The sequence below is a fragment of the Pseudoalteromonas sp. LC2018020214 genome (assembly GCF_016598755.1).
Lineage (GTDB): Bacteria > Pseudomonadota > Gammaproteobacteria > Enterobacterales > Alteromonadaceae > Pseudoalteromonas > Pseudoalteromonas distincta.
This window is the reverse complement of record NZ_CP066804.1, coordinates 128,032-143,372: the sequence shown is the minus strand read 5'-3', so window position 1 is coordinate 143,372 and position 15,341 is coordinate 128,032. Positions and strand designations below refer to the sequence as shown.

General features: G+C 40.4%; 14 protein-coding genes and 4 tRNA genes. 10 read left to right on the top strand and 8 right to left on the bottom strand.

Going from position 1 to position 15,341, the window contains the following annotated elements; all coding sequences use genetic code 11:
- Positions 1 to 57: 57 nt before the first annotated feature.
- Positions 58 to 1,191, top strand: a complete 1,134-nt coding sequence (locus JG479_RS00690; RefSeq protein WP_008138662.1) for an acyl-CoA desaturase — start codon at positions 58 to 60, stop codon at positions 1,189 to 1,191.
- Positions 1,192 to 1,204: 13 nt separating this feature from the next.
- Positions 1,205 to 2,635, top strand: coding sequence for a Si-specific NAD(P)(+) transhydrogenase (gene sthA, locus JG479_RS00685; RefSeq protein WP_007378904.1), 1,431 nt, complete (start codon positions 1,205 to 1,207; stop codon positions 2,633 to 2,635).
- Between the two features lie 107 nt (positions 2,636 to 2,742).
- Here the strand turns inward: sthA and hemE are convergent, their stop codons facing one another.
- Complete coding sequence (gene hemE, locus JG479_RS00680) at positions 2,743 to 3,807, bottom strand: uroporphyrinogen decarboxylase (RefSeq protein ID WP_002961084.1); 1,065 nt, start codon at positions 3,805 to 3,807, stop codon at positions 2,743 to 2,745.
- A gap of 529 nt (positions 3,808 to 4,336) precedes the next feature.
- On the opposite strand from hemE, the gene rsd reads away from it, so the two are divergent.
- A complete protein-coding gene (gene rsd / locus JG479_RS00675) occupies positions 4,337 to 4,807 on the top strand; it encodes a sigma D regulator (protein ID WP_138489928.1) in 471 nt (156 codons plus the stop codon).
- 65 nt (positions 4,808 to 4,872) lie between these two features.
- Here the strand turns inward: rsd and fkpA are convergent, their stop codons facing one another.
- Positions 4,873 to 5,619, bottom strand: a complete 747-nt coding sequence (fkpA, locus tag JG479_RS00670; protein WP_004335950.1) for an FKBP-type peptidyl-prolyl cis-trans isomerase — start codon at positions 5,617 to 5,619, stop codon at positions 4,873 to 4,875.
- A gap of 215 nt (positions 5,620 to 5,834) precedes the next feature.
- On the opposite strand from fkpA, the gene JG479_RS00665 reads away from it, so the two are divergent.
- Positions 5,835 to 6,833 (top strand): WD40 repeat domain-containing protein, encoded by a 999-nt coding sequence (locus JG479_RS00665; protein WP_138489926.1) that lies wholly within the window; start codon positions 5,835 to 5,837, stop codon positions 6,831 to 6,833.
- A complete protein-coding gene (locus tag JG479_RS00660) occupies positions 6,820 to 7,035 on the top strand; it encodes a SlyX family protein (RefSeq protein ID WP_004335946.1) in 216 nt (71 codons plus the stop codon). Before JG479_RS00665 ends, JG479_RS00660 begins: the two co-directional genes overlap by 14 nt.
- A gap of 32 nt (positions 7,036 to 7,067) precedes the next feature.
- Here the strand turns inward: JG479_RS00660 and JG479_RS00655 are convergent, their stop codons facing one another.
- Positions 7,068 to 7,271: a YheV family putative zinc ribbon protein gene (locus tag JG479_RS00655; protein ID WP_007378899.1), complete on the bottom strand. Its 204-nt coding sequence runs from the start codon at positions 7,269 to 7,271 to the stop codon at positions 7,068 to 7,070.
- 132 nt (positions 7,272 to 7,403) lie between these two features.
- Here JG479_RS00655 and JG479_RS00650 point away from each other — a divergent pair, with 132 nt between their 5' ends.
- The 5 genes from JG479_RS00650 to JG479_RS00630 all read left to right on the top strand — a co-directional run bounded on the left by JG479_RS00650 (position 7,404) and on the right by JG479_RS00630 (position 12,949).
- Positions 7,404 to 9,326, top strand: a complete 1,923-nt coding sequence (locus JG479_RS00650) for an ATP-binding cassette domain-containing protein (RefSeq protein ID WP_200219728.1) — start codon at positions 7,404 to 7,406, stop codon at positions 9,324 to 9,326.
- Positions 9,310 to 9,732, top strand: a complete 423-nt coding sequence (locus tag JG479_RS00645) for a TIGR02444 family protein (RefSeq protein ID WP_200219727.1) — start codon at positions 9,310 to 9,312, stop codon at positions 9,730 to 9,732. Before JG479_RS00650 ends, JG479_RS00645 begins: the two co-directional genes overlap by 17 nt.
- 712 nt (positions 9,733 to 10,444) lie before the next feature.
- Complete coding sequence (locus tag JG479_RS00640) at positions 10,445 to 11,431, top strand: hydrolase (protein WP_024606596.1); 987 nt, start codon at positions 10,445 to 10,447, stop codon at positions 11,429 to 11,431.
- 2 nt (positions 11,432 to 11,433) lie between these two features.
- Positions 11,434 to 11,688: a YheU family protein gene (locus tag JG479_RS00635; protein ID WP_004335925.1), complete on the top strand. Its 255-nt coding sequence runs from the start codon at positions 11,434 to 11,436 to the stop codon at positions 11,686 to 11,688.
- 64 nt (positions 11,689 to 11,752) lie between these two features.
- Positions 11,753 to 12,949: a dipeptidase gene (locus JG479_RS00630; protein ID WP_024606595.1), complete on the top strand. Its 1,197-nt coding sequence runs from the start codon at positions 11,753 to 11,755 to the stop codon at positions 12,947 to 12,949.
- Positions 12,950 to 13,589: 640 nt separating this feature from the next.
- Here JG479_RS00630 and tuf read toward each other — a convergent pair.
- From tuf to JG479_RS00605, 5 genes are all read right to left on the bottom strand, one after another.
- Complete coding sequence (tuf, locus tag JG479_RS00625) at positions 13,590 to 14,774, bottom strand: elongation factor Tu (RefSeq protein ID WP_024606594.1); 1,185 nt, start codon at positions 14,772 to 14,774, stop codon at positions 13,590 to 13,592.
- A 129-nt stretch (positions 14,775 to 14,903) separates the two neighbouring features.
- Positions 14,904 to 14,979: transfer RNA gene (locus JG479_RS00620), tRNA-Thr, on the bottom strand.
- Between the two features lie 11 nt (positions 14,980 to 14,990).
- Positions 14,991 to 15,065: transfer RNA gene (locus JG479_RS00615), tRNA-Gly, on the bottom strand.
- Positions 15,066 to 15,109: 44 nt separating this feature from the next.
- A tRNA-Tyr gene (locus JG479_RS00610) sits at positions 15,110 to 15,194 on the bottom strand.
- Positions 15,195 to 15,234: 40 nt separating this feature from the next.
- A tRNA-Thr gene (locus JG479_RS00605) sits at positions 15,235 to 15,310 on the bottom strand.
- Between the last annotated feature and the right edge of the window lie 31 nt (positions 15,311 to 15,341).

The following is a 15,341-nucleotide window of genomic DNA, read 5'->3' as shown; positions in this document are numbered from 1 at the left end:
ACGACAAGAGTTTGAAATACTATTTTAGCTTACAGTTGTACGCTGAGATTGAGAATTATGAATAAACCACCGATTATTTGGACAAACGTCCTATTTTTTAGCCTAACCTTTTTGGCGGCTGCCACACTTGTACCTTGGTACGCCATTAGCTACGGATTTACCAGCGCGCATTGGATTGCTTTTGTAGGCTGCATGTTTTATGCGGGCTTATCAATTACTGCCGGCTACCATCGATTATGGGCACATAAAACCTATAACGCACACCCTGCAGTTGAATTTATTTTTGCACTTGGCGGTGCTTTTGCACTGCAAAACAGTGCATTGCATTGGAGTAGCGATCACCGTATACATCACGGTCAAGTTGACGACCCAATAAAAGACCCTTACGCGGCGACCAATGGTTTTTGGTATAGCCATATCGGATGGATGTTACGTGACTACCAAGGCGATAGCTACGGTGATTATAGTAATTGTCGTGATTTACAGCGCAATAAAATAGTTATGTGGCAACACAAACATTACTTAAAGCTTGTGATTGCTATGAACGTAGGCTTGCCTCTAGCACTTGGTTTATTGGTTGGTGATGTGTGGGGGATGTTAATTCTTGCAGGTTTACTACGTTTAGTACTGAGTCAACACTTTACCTTTTTTATAAATTCGGTTGCACATATTTGGGGCTCTCGCCCATACACCGAAAAAAATACGGCACGCGATAACGGCTTTTTAGCGTTATTTACATACGGTGAGGGGTATCACAACTTCCACCATATTTTTGCAAGCGACTACCGTAACGGTATTAAATGGTTTCATTACGATCCAACAAAATGGATGATTCGCTCTTTAGCAGCTGTTGGTTTAGCCAATAAGTTAAAGCGTACCCCTGTTGAACGTATCGAAAAAGCGAAGGCCGAAACGCTCATGAGCAAAACGCAAACGCGTCTTGCAAAATTGCCTTTAGCACAAGATAAGATTACATTATTACAACAAGAGTACGATTTACTGCTGAAAAAACTGCAAAATTATTGTTCACTACAAAAACAAGTGTTAGAAGTTAAAAAAAATAACATGGCAAAGCAGTGTGAACGCTCAGCATTAATGGCACAATACCATGAGTTGGAAGCCGCCTGGGAAAATCAAAAACAGGCATGGCTAGCACTTAATGCGAGGTTATTAAAAGCCTCTTTTAATTAATTTAGGAGTGGCTGTGGCCAAACAACCAGAACAAAAAAAAGTACCCGTGACATACCAATATGATGCAATAATTATTGGCACGGGTCCTGGCGGTGAAGGTACCGCCATGAACCTTTCAAAAAACGATAAAAAAGTAGCGGTTATTGAACGCCAAGAATCAGTTGGTGGCGGTTGTGTACATTGGGGAACAATTCCTTCAAAAGCGCTTCGCCACTCTGTTAGCCGCTATATTGAATACAAAGCAAATCCGTTATTTAATGTTGGTGAGCGCCCTAGCCGCTTAACATTTCCTGATATTTTACGTCACGCAAGTTCTGTTATTTCTAAGCAATCTAATTTACGTAGTAGCTTTTACGATCGTAACCGCATTCATATGTTTCAAGGTGATGCGAGCTTTGTAGATAAGCACACAATTGAAGTAAAACGAAATGATGGTTCAACTGAGCGACTGACTGCTAAAACGATTGTTATAGCAACAGGTTCACGCCCTTATCGCCCACCTGAGGTAGATTTTACGCATTCTCGTATTTACGAAAGTGACACAATACTTGGCCTTGAGCATGACCCTCATCGTGTACTGATTTATGGTGCAGGTGTAATTGGTTGTGAGTACGCGTCAATATTTAAAGGTTTAGGCGCTAAAGTTGATTTAGTTAATACACGTGACCGACTACTTGCTTTTATGGATGCTGAAATATCTGACGCGCTTAGCTACCACTTTTGGAACAGCGGTATTGTTATTCGTCATAACGAAGAGTTTGACCGAATAGAGACCCGTGACGACTGCGTTATAATGCATTTAAAATCAGGTAAACGCGTAAAAGCTGACTGTATTTTATTTGCTAATGGTCGTACTGGTAACACTGATACACTAAATCTTGAAGCCATTGGCTTAAAAGCCGATAGCCGTGGCCAATTAAAAGTTAACGAAACATACCAAACAGAAATTGATAACGTTTACGCTGTAGGTGATGTAATAGGCTATCCAAGCCTTGCAAGTGCTGCGTTTGACCAAGGTCGTATAGCTGCTGATGCAATTGCATGTGGTAACTGCGATGACAGGCTGATTGTTGATATTCCGGCCGGTATTTATACCATCCCAGAAATGAGCTCAGTAGGTAAAACAGAGCAAGAGCTTACAGCCGCTAAAGTACCGTATGAAGTTGGCCGTGCTCAGTTTAAGCATTTGGCTCGCGCGCAAATTGCTGGTACTGAAGTAGGTAGTTTAAAAATATTATTCCACACTGAAACCAAAGAAGTACTTGGCGTACATTGTTTTGGCGAACGTGCCTCTGAAATTGTTCACATTGGCCAAGCTATTATGGAACAAAAAAATGGTGGCAATAATATCGACTACTTTGTAAATACCACATTTAACTACCCAACCATGGCTGAAGCCTACCGTGTTGCGGCATTAAATGGCTTAAATCGCTTATTTAAATAACCGCTTAAATAAGTAGTTTTAAAAGCCTTTATAAATAGGTAACAAAAAACCCGCAACTTAGCGGGTTTTTTACTTTTAAACAGTTTTAAAGCTCGTTTAAGTGACTATTACTTATGGTACTTAGCACTTAGCTCATGTACTGCATTAATAAATACGCCAGCATTTTCAGGGTCTACATCTGGTGTAATACCGTGGCCTAAGTTAAACACGTGGCCATTGCCTGTACCAAAGTCTTCTAAAATAGTGCCTACTTCTTGGCGAATACGCTCTGGTGTACCGTGTAACATAGATGGGTCCATATTACCTTGTAGAGCTACTTTATCACCCACACGGCGCTTGGCGTCGCTAATATTAATAGTCCAATCAAGACCGATTGCATCACAGCCTGTTGCTGCAATAGCTTCAATCCATTGACCACCATTTTTAGTGAACAAAGTAACCGGTACTTTACGACCGTCGTACTCACGAATTAAGCCATCTACAATTTTATGCATGTATTGTAGTGAAAATTCGTTGTAATCGCGCGGGCTTAATACACCACCCCATGAGTCAAATACCATTAGCGATTGCGCGCCAGCTTTAATTTGAGCATTTAAATAATCAATAACTGAGTCAGCTAACTTATCGAGTAATAAATGAAGTGTTTGCGGTTCTGCAAACGCCATTTTTTTAATTTTACCAAATACTTTGCTGCTACCGCCTTCAACCATATACGTTGCTAGCGTCCAAGGTGAACCAGAAAAACCAATAAGCGGTACTTCGCCTTTAAGCTCACGACGAATAGTGCTTACTGCGTTCATTACGTAGCCAAGCTCGTCTGTAGGATCTAACTTTGGAATTTTTTTAACATCAGCAAGAGATGAAATAGGACGTTCGAACTTAGGGCCTTCGCCAGTTTCAAAGTAAAGACCTAAACCCATCGCATCTGGAATCGTTAAAATATCACTAAATAATATAGCGGCATCTAACGGGTAGCGACGTAGTGGCTGCAGTGTTACTTCACATGCAAGCTCAGCATTACGGCACAGGCTCATAAAATCGCCCGCTTGTGCACGTGTAGCGCGATACTCTGGTAAATAGCGTCCTGCTTGGCGCATCATCCATACCGGAGTTACATCAACAGGTTGTTTTGCAAGTGCACGTAAATAACGGTCGTTTTTTAATTCGCTCATGGCGTAAATGATCCTAAGACTTGTATAAATTGTGCAAGATTGTACCACCATATTCTCCGACCCTCTATTGCTTAGGGACGAAAACAGCTTTACCTAGAGGTAGATCAATAGAATAGAGTTTTTTAATCCCTTTTGACTATAAAACAAACAAAAAGGAATAACATTTAAAACTTTTTATTAATATGTTTGCAACATTACAAAATCCTTGTTATTGTTTGTCCCGCGTTAACAAAAACAATAATAAAAATCTTAAAACAATAAAAATAAATGTTTTAAAATAATAACAATAAAAATCATCTCATAAAAATAAGAAAGCTTGTTATAACAAGTCACTGAAAGAAATTAGACCACCGTAACTGGTGGTTTTTTCTTGCCTAAAATAAAATCCCTCACCTCTGTTTATATAAAAAGGTACAACCCTCAAAGTAGCTCAACTTTACTTGTTGATATACGCGCAAATTAAATATATCTTGATGTACATAAACTTATTATATTTAAATTAAAAACCAACCCAGCTAGGAGAACAGTTATGCTGACGCGTGTAGAAAAAGCTCAACAGAAATGGGGTGGTAGCCACACAGTAATTGATAAATGGCTAAACGAACGCCAAGAACTTATTGTACTTTACTGCAAAATTGCAGGCTTTACGCCGTACGAGAAGCAAGATCAAGCATTGCCAGAGCCAAAACTAATTGAATCATTTTGCCAGCTTTTAATGGATTACCTATCTGCAGGCCATTTTGAAGTATATGACGATATAGCAAAAGCATGCGAAAAAAAGGGCTTACAAAGCCAAGAGCTTGCAAACTCTATTTACCCGCGTATTTCTAGCACAACCGATGTGGCGTTAGATTTTAATGATAAGTACGCAGAAGTAGACAAAGAAGACTTATTAAAAGACTTTGATAATGACTTATCTGTTATTGGTGAGGCATTAGAAGCACGTTTTGCACTTGAAGATGAGCTTATTGATAACTTGTTTTCTAATCACACGAATTAATACGTTACTTACGCATATTAAAAAAGGGACCTAAGGTCCCTTTTTGCATTTACACAATAAGCTTATTATTGTGCTGGTGCTTCTTCATTTTGAATTTCAAGTAATTCAACTTCAAATACAAGAGTTGAATTAGCTGGAATCTTACCTAAGTCACGGTCGCCGTAAGCAAGTTCTGAAGGAATAGTGAACTTGTACTTAGAACCCACTGACATAAGTTGTAAACCTTCAGTCCAACCCGCAATTACGCGGTTAAGAGGGAAAGTTGTCGGTTCGTTACGTGCATATGAGCTATCAAACTCAGTACCGTCTAATAAAGTCCCTTTGTAGTGTACTTTAACTACATCAGTTGCCACTGGCTTTTCGCCATCGCCTTCGCTAAGTACTTCGTACTGTAGACCAGACTCAGTTACTGTAACGCCTTCTTTTTTAGCGTTGTCAGCTAGGTATTTAGCGCCTGCTTCTTTACTTTTTTCAGACTCTACTTTAGCTTTTTCTTCTTGCTTAGTACGTACTGATGTATCTAGTGCAGTTAATACTTCGCGAATTTTTTCTTCGTCAATTTTTGCATTGCCAGCAAGCGCATCTTCAAAACCACGAATTAAAAGTGCTTGGTCTAGTTCAATACCAATTTCTGTTTTGTCTGCTAGGTCTTTATTTAAAAAGTTACCTACAGATGCACCAATACCGTATGCTTGTTGCTGTTCTACAGTGTCTAATTTAACTTCAGCTTGTTCTTTTTTTGCTTCTTGATTACAAGCTGTAAGCGCTAAAACTGACGCTGCAATCAATGACAATCTAATCGTCTTTTTCATTTTAAATCTCCGACACACTTTGCAGTTGTCATTTTAATGTATTATTACTAGTGAAAGATTAACGGCCCACATGATAGGCTGCTTGTTTAATGACTAAATTCCATATTGTTAGCTAAACTAAAAACATATCCAGTGATTAGACAAACAACCTAGGCATTTAACGCGTCCTAGTCTAACCTCTCAGTCACTAAGAGTTAAGGGGAAATACCTGTAATATGTCGATATTTCGTACTTTTTTAATCGTATTTAGCTGTTTTTTAGCCATCGCCTGTACCGATAAAAAACAACACGCTGTAGCAAGTTACGAACATGCTGCACAAGGTGCGTTTTCATCAACAGTTTCAAACGATGGTAAATACAGTTTGATCTCCTCTATCAACCATGGGGTCGCTCTGTGGGATAATCAACAGCAGGTGCTAAAATACCAATGGTTTCAGCAGCAGTCACAAGACAGCCTAGTGTACGCTGTTGCCATTGCTTTTGATAACAGCGTGGCAGTTACCGCCGAAAAAACCACATTTGCTGTGTGGGATATAACCACAGGCAAAAATAAAGGTTATTACAAAATACAAAAAGCCAGTATTCGCGATATTGCCATTAGCAATCAAGGCCGTAGTGTTTTATACGGCCGTAGCGACGGCGTTGTCGTATTTGTAAACCTAGAAACCGGGCGTCGTATTGAGTTTTTAGGTCATCAAGATAAAGTTAACACCGTTGACCTGTCACCTAACGGACGCTTTGCCTTAAGTGGTTCTAACGATTATGTTGCTTACTTTTGGGATACACGTACCGGACAAGTAATTCATCGTTTTAATCACCCAACGCGTGTTACCCAAGTGACGCTCGATCCACAAGGTCGCTATGCGTTTACGGCCGATAGTATGGCACAAGCAAATGTATGGAAGCTGACTACAGGTGATCTTGTGAGTAAACTGAAGTATATTGCGCGTCAGAAAATTTTTACTGCTGTGCGTTTTAACGAACAAGGCACTTTGCTTGCAACCGGCTCGCCAAATAAGCGCGTAGATTTGTGGCAAATACCAAGCGGTGAAAAAATTCAAACTTGGCAGGTTACCCCGCGCGAAGGCAGTAAGCCTAAATCGGCGGTGGTGCTAGATGTGACATTTACAGATAACGGTAAGTCGTTGTTAACCGAAAGCTCCAGCGGGATCGCAGAGCGATTTATTATACGAGAGAATAATGAACACAATTGAACATCGCTTAATGGAACTTGAAGCCAAAGTGGCTTTTCAAGACGAAACGATTGAAGTCTTAAATGATGAAATAAAAGTGCACCAACAGCTGTTAGCAAAAATGAAACGCCAAACCGAGCTGCTAGCAGAAAAAATTAAAGAGTCGCAGTCATCATCGTCTATGATGTCTGAAGTACCTGAGCCACCTCCACCGCATTACTAAAACCGGTAAAAATTAAGCAATAAAAAACCGGGTTAGTCGCCCGGTTTAAACACACCAATTACTTGTTCAAATTGGCGAGTAGACGCCTGCACAGCATTATCGGGTTGCGCCATTTTATGACCACACTCAACACACTCTACTTTTTCAACATCATGTTCTCTGTATAGCATCATAGTATCCATGGCTTTGCAGTCAGGGCACGATGCACCAGCAATAAATCGCTTCTTTTGTCTCACAACATTTTTCCTGTGGTTTGAACTGCTGTCATTTTATCGTATAACTTCACTTGTTGATACGCTTGATAAGAGCATTAAGTTCTATGTTATGATAGCGCCAACTTAACAAGGGCATAGCAAAGTAACGCATTCATGATCCAAATCTCAGAAATAGAACTACTTCGTGGCGGTAAAGCCTTATTAAAAAACGCATCAGCTACGTTATTCCCAGAACACAAAGTAGGCCTTGTTGGCGCTAATGGCTGTGGAAAATCAACGTTATTTGGTTTACTAAAATCAGAACTACAACTAGATGCCGGTAACTGCAGCATTCCAAAAGATTGGTCTATCGCCTCTGTTAAGCAAGAGACACCTGCACTTGAAATAAGCGCGATTGATTATGTACTTCAAGGCCACCCAGAATACTACGCAATGCGTATAGCACTGCGTGAGGCCGAGGAAAACAACGATGGCGACACACAAGCCAAAGTACATATTCAGCTTGAGAACATTAAAGGCTATAGCATTGAATCAACAGCAGGTGAGCTATTACACGGCTTAGGCTTTGCTAATAACCTAATAGAAAACCCTGTAAGCTCGTTCTCTGGTGGTTGGCGTATGCGTTTAAACCTTGCCCAAGCATTAATACGTGACGCCGATTTACTACTTCTCGATGAGCCAACAAACCACCTTGATTTAGATGCCGTTTATTGGCTTGAACGCTTTTTGCGTGCTTATACCGGCACCCTTGTACTTATATCTCATGACCGTGAGTTTTTAGATGCGGTGGTTGATCAAATTTGGCACGTAGATAAGCAACTTATCAACGTGTACAAAGGTAACTACTCGCAGTTTGAGCGCCAAAAAGCTGAGCGCTTACTACAACAACAAGCAATGTTTGATAAGCAACAAGATCAAATTGCTCACCTTGAGCAGTTTATAACGCGCTTTAAAGCAAAAGCCAGTAAAGCTAAACAAGCACAAAGCCGTGTGAAAGCGCTTGAACGCATGGAAAAACTGGCGCCAGCACATGCCGACTCGCCGTTTAACTTTGAGTTTGCAGAGCCAAAAGCATTACCAAACCCACTAATGACGATAGATAAAGCCAAAGCGGGTTATGGTGACGTCACCATTTTAAATAATATAGAGCTAAACCTTGTACCAGGTAGCCGAATTGCTTTACTTGGTCGAAACGGCGCGGGTAAATCAACGTTAATTAAACTGCTTTCTGGTGATTTAGAGCCGCAAGCTGGTGAAATTGTTCAGCATCACGGATTAAATATTGGTTACTTTGCGCAGCATCAGCTTGAATCCCTTGATTTAAAAGCCAGTGCAATAATGCATTTACAACGCCTCGACCCAAAAGCCACTGAGCAATCACTACGTGACTTTTTAGGTGGTTTTGCCTTTATTGGCGATAAAGCACTTGAGCCTGTAGCCCCGTTTTCGGGCGGCGAAAAAGCACGATTAGTGCTTGCCATGTTGGTATATCAAAAGCCAAACTTATTACTACTCGATGAGCCAACTAACCACCTTGATTTAGAAATGCGCCATGCACTTGTTATGGCACTACAAGGCTTTGAAGGCGCTATGGTTACCGTATCCCATGATCGCCATATGCTTAAAAATACTGCCGATGAGTTTTACTTAGTAGATGACGGCAAAGTAACCCAGTTTGGTTACGACTTAGATGCGTATTATCAATGGTTACTCAATGCCAATAAAGAAGCGGTTAAAGCGCAGCAAAGCGACGAGCCTAAAGCAAATCCGGGTGTTAACCGTAAAGAGCAAAAACGCTTAGAGGCTGAGTTTAGAAAGGCCACTCAGCCACTTAAAAAGCAAATTGAAAAGCTTGAAAAGCAACTCGATAAATTCACCGCGGAATTAAGTGAAGTGGAAGTGACCTTAGGTGATAACGAACTCTACAACGACGACAACAAAGCCAAGCTTAAAGAGTTATTAGCTAAGCAAGCAACGCTTACACCTAAACTTAACGACGTTGAAGAAGAGTTACTTATGGCACTTGAAGAAATGGAAGAAAAAGAGCAGGCATTCGCCGATGAACTTGCTCAATAGCCAGCATTTTTGGCAATTTTCGTGCACTTTGTACGCAAAGCCTGAGCAACAAACAACCTTGCTGGCACTACAAAACCAGCAAGGAAAAAACGTTAATTTATGCTTATTACTGCTTTATTTAGACTCATTAAATTTAAGTGTTAATACCCAACAGCTAAACGAGTTAATAAACGTAACTAGTGACTTTGATACTCATACATTACGACCCCTACGCGCCGCTCGTAGCTATTTAAAAGCTAACCAGAATGCAATAAGTGATTACGCCACAATACGCGCAGAGTTGCTAAGCGCCGAGCTAAAGCTTGAAAAACAACAGCAACATATGTTGATTGAAACAGTAAATGAGCTTGAATTAGTTAATCTTTCAGAGCCAAACAACATTGAGCTATATGTGAAAGCCACTTAGGGTATTAGTTTTTATACCCTCCTCCACTTCTTATTTTCTTTGTGCAAAAAACCTTCAAGTAATTTACTCACAAAGAGGTTAAGAGGCGCTTCGCTTTTAGAGGAAAACAAACTAAATTACTTAGATATAAATATTGAGCAGTTTGTTGCTCTACCCTCATTTACTTCTCATTCTTTTCTCTTTGTGCAAAAAATCTTTAAGTGGTTTACTCAAAAAAGGTTAAAGCGTTTCGCTTTTAGATAAAGTGAAAAAACATGAGTTACGATCAGCTCACTATTTTAAGAAAAAACTCTCTTAGCTCTCAGTGATAATAACTTACCAACCCTTAAAACATGATCTAAATCAACTTAGCGTCACTCCTACAGCTGCTTAGAAAAATAACTTGATCTCGATCACGTTGCGACCTGCAAACACAGCCTATGATTAACCCATCAACAACGAGGGGAGCAACTCATGAACGTATTCTTTAGAGACTTTTTTACAGATCCAGTTTTATTTATGTCTTTTGGGTTTTTAACCATAGTTGTTTCTTTGTGTATCTTTTTTGCTTTTTTCTTTTTGAAAAAAATACATGACGCAGAAATTCCCGAACAAAATTAAGCACGACGCACTAAAGCGCCTTATTAGTTTACTAGTTAGGCGCTTTTTATTTTCTGAAGCGAAAAATTTGATACACTAGCTTTTCGTTTAATACAAAGTGCGTAGTACAAACATGATCTCTCAGTTCAAACCAGCATGGTGGATGACCAATCGTCACGTTCAAACCATAATGCCGCGTTTTTTCCGCCCATTTCACAATACGTCCTACGAACTTGAGCAACTTGATACACCTGATGGTGACTTTATTGAGCTTGCATGGTCACTTCCACATAATGAAACCGCACCACTTGCTGTTGTTTTGCACGGACTCGAAGGCAATATAAATAGCTTTTATGCCAAAGGCATGATGAAGGCGTTAAAAAAACAAGGTTATGCAGTTGTGCTTATGCACTTTAGAAATTGCTCAACCGAAGTAAATCGCCTACCACGTGCTTATCACAGCGGTGACACCGCCGATTTAGCTTTTTTTATAAATCACTTAAAGCTACAATTTCCTAAGCGCACTATGGTAGCTGTTGGTTTTTCATTGGGCGGTAACGTACTTGCCAAATACTTAGGTGAAGAACGCGAAAAATGCCCATTAAGTGCAGCAGCGGTGGTATCTGCTCCTTATGATTTGTCGTCATCGAGCGATGTTATTCGTAAAAGCTTAGGTAAAATTTACCAAAAATATCTGCTCGATCGGATGAAAAAATCAATGCAGCGAAAGCTGCCACAAATTAAGCAGCAAATTTCATTAACGCCAAAACAGTTAATGAAAATTGACGATTTATTAGAGTTTGATAATCAGTTAACAGCCCCTCTACATGGTTTTGAAAACGCACACGATTACTACCGTAAAGCCAGTGCTATGCCGTACTTGAAAGATATCGCTGTGCCCACACTTATTATTCATTCCAAAGACGACCCTATGCTCTCAATTAAAGCCGTACCGAGTAGGCAAGACGTAAGTGAGCATGTTACGCTGCGCATCTCTGACAAGGGCGGGCATGTTGGTTTTATTAGCGGTAAAAATCCGTTTAAACCTATATTTTGGTTAGAAAAAGCCGTCCCTCATTATTTTAGCCAGCACGTATCAAATAAAGCGAGTAACAAGTAGTAATGATTATCCCTTTTGAACAACTCGATCAAGACACTCTTTATAACTTAATCGAAAGCTACGTATTACGCGAAGGTACCGATTATGGTGAAGTAGAGGCAAGCATCGAATCTAAAGTAAGCCAAGTAAAGCTGCAGCTTAAAAATGGCGAAGCGATGGTGTTTTTCTCAGAATTACACGAGTCTGTAACTATAATTTCAAAAGGCGAATTTAAAGCGCTGCAAAGTGAAGAGCATCAAGCACAGTCGTTTGATTAAGGCGTAGTACTTGTAACTTTTGAATTGAACGTACACAATGGCTTTTTACCCAAAGAGCCAAAACATGATAAAACTCAGCACTCTAGTGGTAGCCATATCACTAGCTTTAACTAGCCAAGCCCAAGCAGAACAAACAATAACAGCATCTGATAAGGCAATTAAACTCGCTAAAGATACCATTTTAATTGATACCCATATTGACGTACCTTATCGAATTCACGAAAGCTGGGTTGATGTAACCAAAGCAACTAGTGATGGCGATTTTGACTATCCTCGCGCTGTAAAAGGCGGTTTAAACGCACCGTTTATGTCGATTTATATTCCTGCGCATTTAGAGTTTGAAGGTAAAGGAAAAAGCTACCAGCTAGCCAATCAAATGATTGATAGTATGGAAGCCATAGTCCAGCGCGCACCCGATAAGTTTGCTATTGCGAGCTCAAGCTCTGATATTGAAGAGCAATTTAAACAAGGTAAGCTGTCTATAGCCATGGGTATGGAAAATGGCTCTCCAATCGAAGGGGATATGAAAAACCTTCAGCACTTTTACGACCGTGGCATTCGTTACATCACGCTAGCGCACTCTCAAAGCAACCATATTTCGGATTCGTCTTACGATATACGCCGTAAATGGAAAGGCTTAAGCCCATTTGGTAAAAAGCTTGTCACTGAAATGAATAATATAGGCATGCTAATTGACGTATCGCATATTTCTGATGATGCGTTTTATCAGGTTATGGAGCTTTCTAAAACACCAGTAATTGCCTCTCATTCATCACTTCGTAAATACACGCCTGGCTTTGAGCGTAATATGAATGACGATATGTTATTAGCGCTGAAAGAAAATGGCGGCGTTATTCAAATCAACTTTGGATCAAGCTTTGTTACCGCTAAAGCAGGTAGTTGGGGCAAGCAATTAAAAAGTACAAAAGAGTCAGCTAAAAAAGAAGGCACTAAGTTAAGTAAAGATTTTGATGCTGCGTACCGTGCTAAAAATCCGTATCCATTTGCAAGTCTTGAGCAAGTACTTGACCATATTGATCACGTAGTTGAGCTAATTGGTATTGATTATGTAGGTATTGGCTCTGATTATGATGGAGTTGGCGATTCATTACCTATCGGCTTAAAAGATGTATCTAGCTACCCAAATCTTGTCCAAGGTTTAATGGATAGAGATTATAGCGACAAAGATATTAAAAAGATTTTAAGTGGCAATTTATTAAGAGTTTTAAAACAAGCGCAAGAGTATGCGAAGAAGCACTAAAGCTTTTATCATATATTAGTAATTGGCTAAAAGACCAAGAGCTAACTCAATATAAGCGCGGCCTAGCCGTGCTTATATTTAAGAGCTCAGTTATTTTCAGCAACCTTTTTCCTCAGGCTTCGCAAAACTCAACCCAAGCTACGGCAATAATTCTATATCTAGGAGCAAATCACTTTTCTTCAGGCATTAAAAAAGGCCACCTGAGTGACCTTTTTCTAATAATTAACTTAAAAGTTAATTATTACTCTTTGATCGTTGCTACAAAGCACCTACGCCTAAGGTAAGAGCACCACCTTCATATGACACTTTTCTTCAGGCATTAAAAAAGGCCACCTGAGTGACCTTTTTCTAACAATTAACTTAAAAGTTAATTATTACGCTTTGATCGTTGCTACAAAGTACCTACGCCTAAGGTAAGAGCACCACCTTCATATGACACTTTTCTTCAGGCATTAAAAAAGGCCACCTAGGTGACCTTTTTCTAACAATTAACTTAAAAGTTAATTATTACTCTTTGATCGTTGCTACAAAGTACCTACGCCTAAGGTAAGAGCACCACCTTCATATGACACTTTTCTTCAGGCATTAAAAAAGGCCACCTAGGTGACCTTTTTCTAACAATTAACTTAAAAGTTAATTATTACTCTACGATAGTTGCTACAACACCAGCACCTACAGTACGACCACCTTCACGGATAGCAAAACGAAGACCTTCATCCATCGCGATTGGTGCGATTAGAGTTACTGTCATCTTGATGTTATCACCAGGCATTACCATTTCTACGCCTTCTGGTAACTGTACGTCACCAGTTACGTCAGTTGTACGGAAGTAGAACTGTGGACGGTAACCTTTGAAGAATGGAGTATGACGACCACCTTCATCTTTAGAAAGTACGTATACTTCTGAAGTGAATGTAGTATGTGGGTTGATTGAACCAGGCTTAGCTAGTACTTGACCACGTTCAACGTCTTCACGCTTAGTACCACGTAGAAGTGCGCCGATGTTTTCGCCAGCACGACCTTCGTCAAGAAGCTTACGGAACATTTCAACACCAGTACAAGTAGAACGAGTTGTATCATTGATACCAACAATTTCTACTTCGTCATTGATGCGGATGATACCAGCTTCAACACGACCAGTTACAACAGTACCACGGCCTTGGATTGAGAAAACGTCTTCGATAGGCATGATGAATGGCTTATCGATGTCACGCTCTGGCTCTGGGATGTAAGAATCAAGTGCATTTGCAAGCTCAACAATCTTATCTTCCCACTCTTTCTCGCCTTCTAACGCTTTAAGCGCAGAACCAGCGATTAGAGGTAAGTCATCACCTGGGAAATCGTATTCAGAAAGAAGTTCACGAACTTCCATTTCTACTAGTTCAAGTAGCTCTTCGTCATCAACCATGTCACATTTGTTCATGAATACGATGATGTAAGGAACGCCAACCTGACGAGAAAGAAGGATGTGCTCACGCGTTTGTGGCATAGGGCCATCTGTCGCAGCAACTACTAAGATCGCGCCGTCCATTTGAGCAGCACCAGTGATCATGTTTTTAACATAATCGGCGTGACCAGGACAATCTACGTGTGCGTAGTGACGTGTAGGTGTATCGTATTCAACGTGAGACGTTGAAATAGTGATACCACGTTCGCGCTCTTCTGGAGCGTTATCGATTGATGCGAAATCTTTAGCAACACCGCCGTATACTTTTGCAAGTACGTTAGTGATTGCTGCAGTTAGTGTAGTTTTACCGTGGTCAACGTGGCCGATTGTACCAACGTTTACGTGCGGTTTTACGCGTTCAAACTTTTCTTTTGCCATGACGGAACCTATCAGTTTTGTGTATCTAAATTACATATGAAAATAATCCACCAAAGGTAGATTAAGTTAATCTTTTTCAAATAGTATTTTCTGACAGATAAAGGAAGTAATCAAGGAGATTCTTAGGACTGGTGCTGATAGGCAGAGTCGAACTGCCGACCTCACCCTTACCAAGGGTGCGCTCTACCAACTGAGCTATATCAGCAACACAAGAACTGGAGCGGGCAGCGGGAATCGAACCCGCATCATCAGCTTGGAAGGCTGAGGTAATAGCCATTATACGATGCCCGCATAAAAATCTGTTCTTAAACTACCTCTAACCGTCAAGAATAAAGTGGTGGAGGGAGCTGGATTCGAACCAGCGAAGGCTGAGCCGTCAGATTTACAGTCTGATCCCTTTGGCCGCTCGGGAACCCCTCCACGATAATTCTCTACTAATTCACTTCCGGTAAAAGGAAAGTGGTGCCGACTAACCGAGTCGAACGGTTGACCTACTGATTACAAGTCAGTTGCTCTACCAGCTGAGCTAAGTCGGCACTGCTTTAGTACGGGGCGAGATATTAGAGT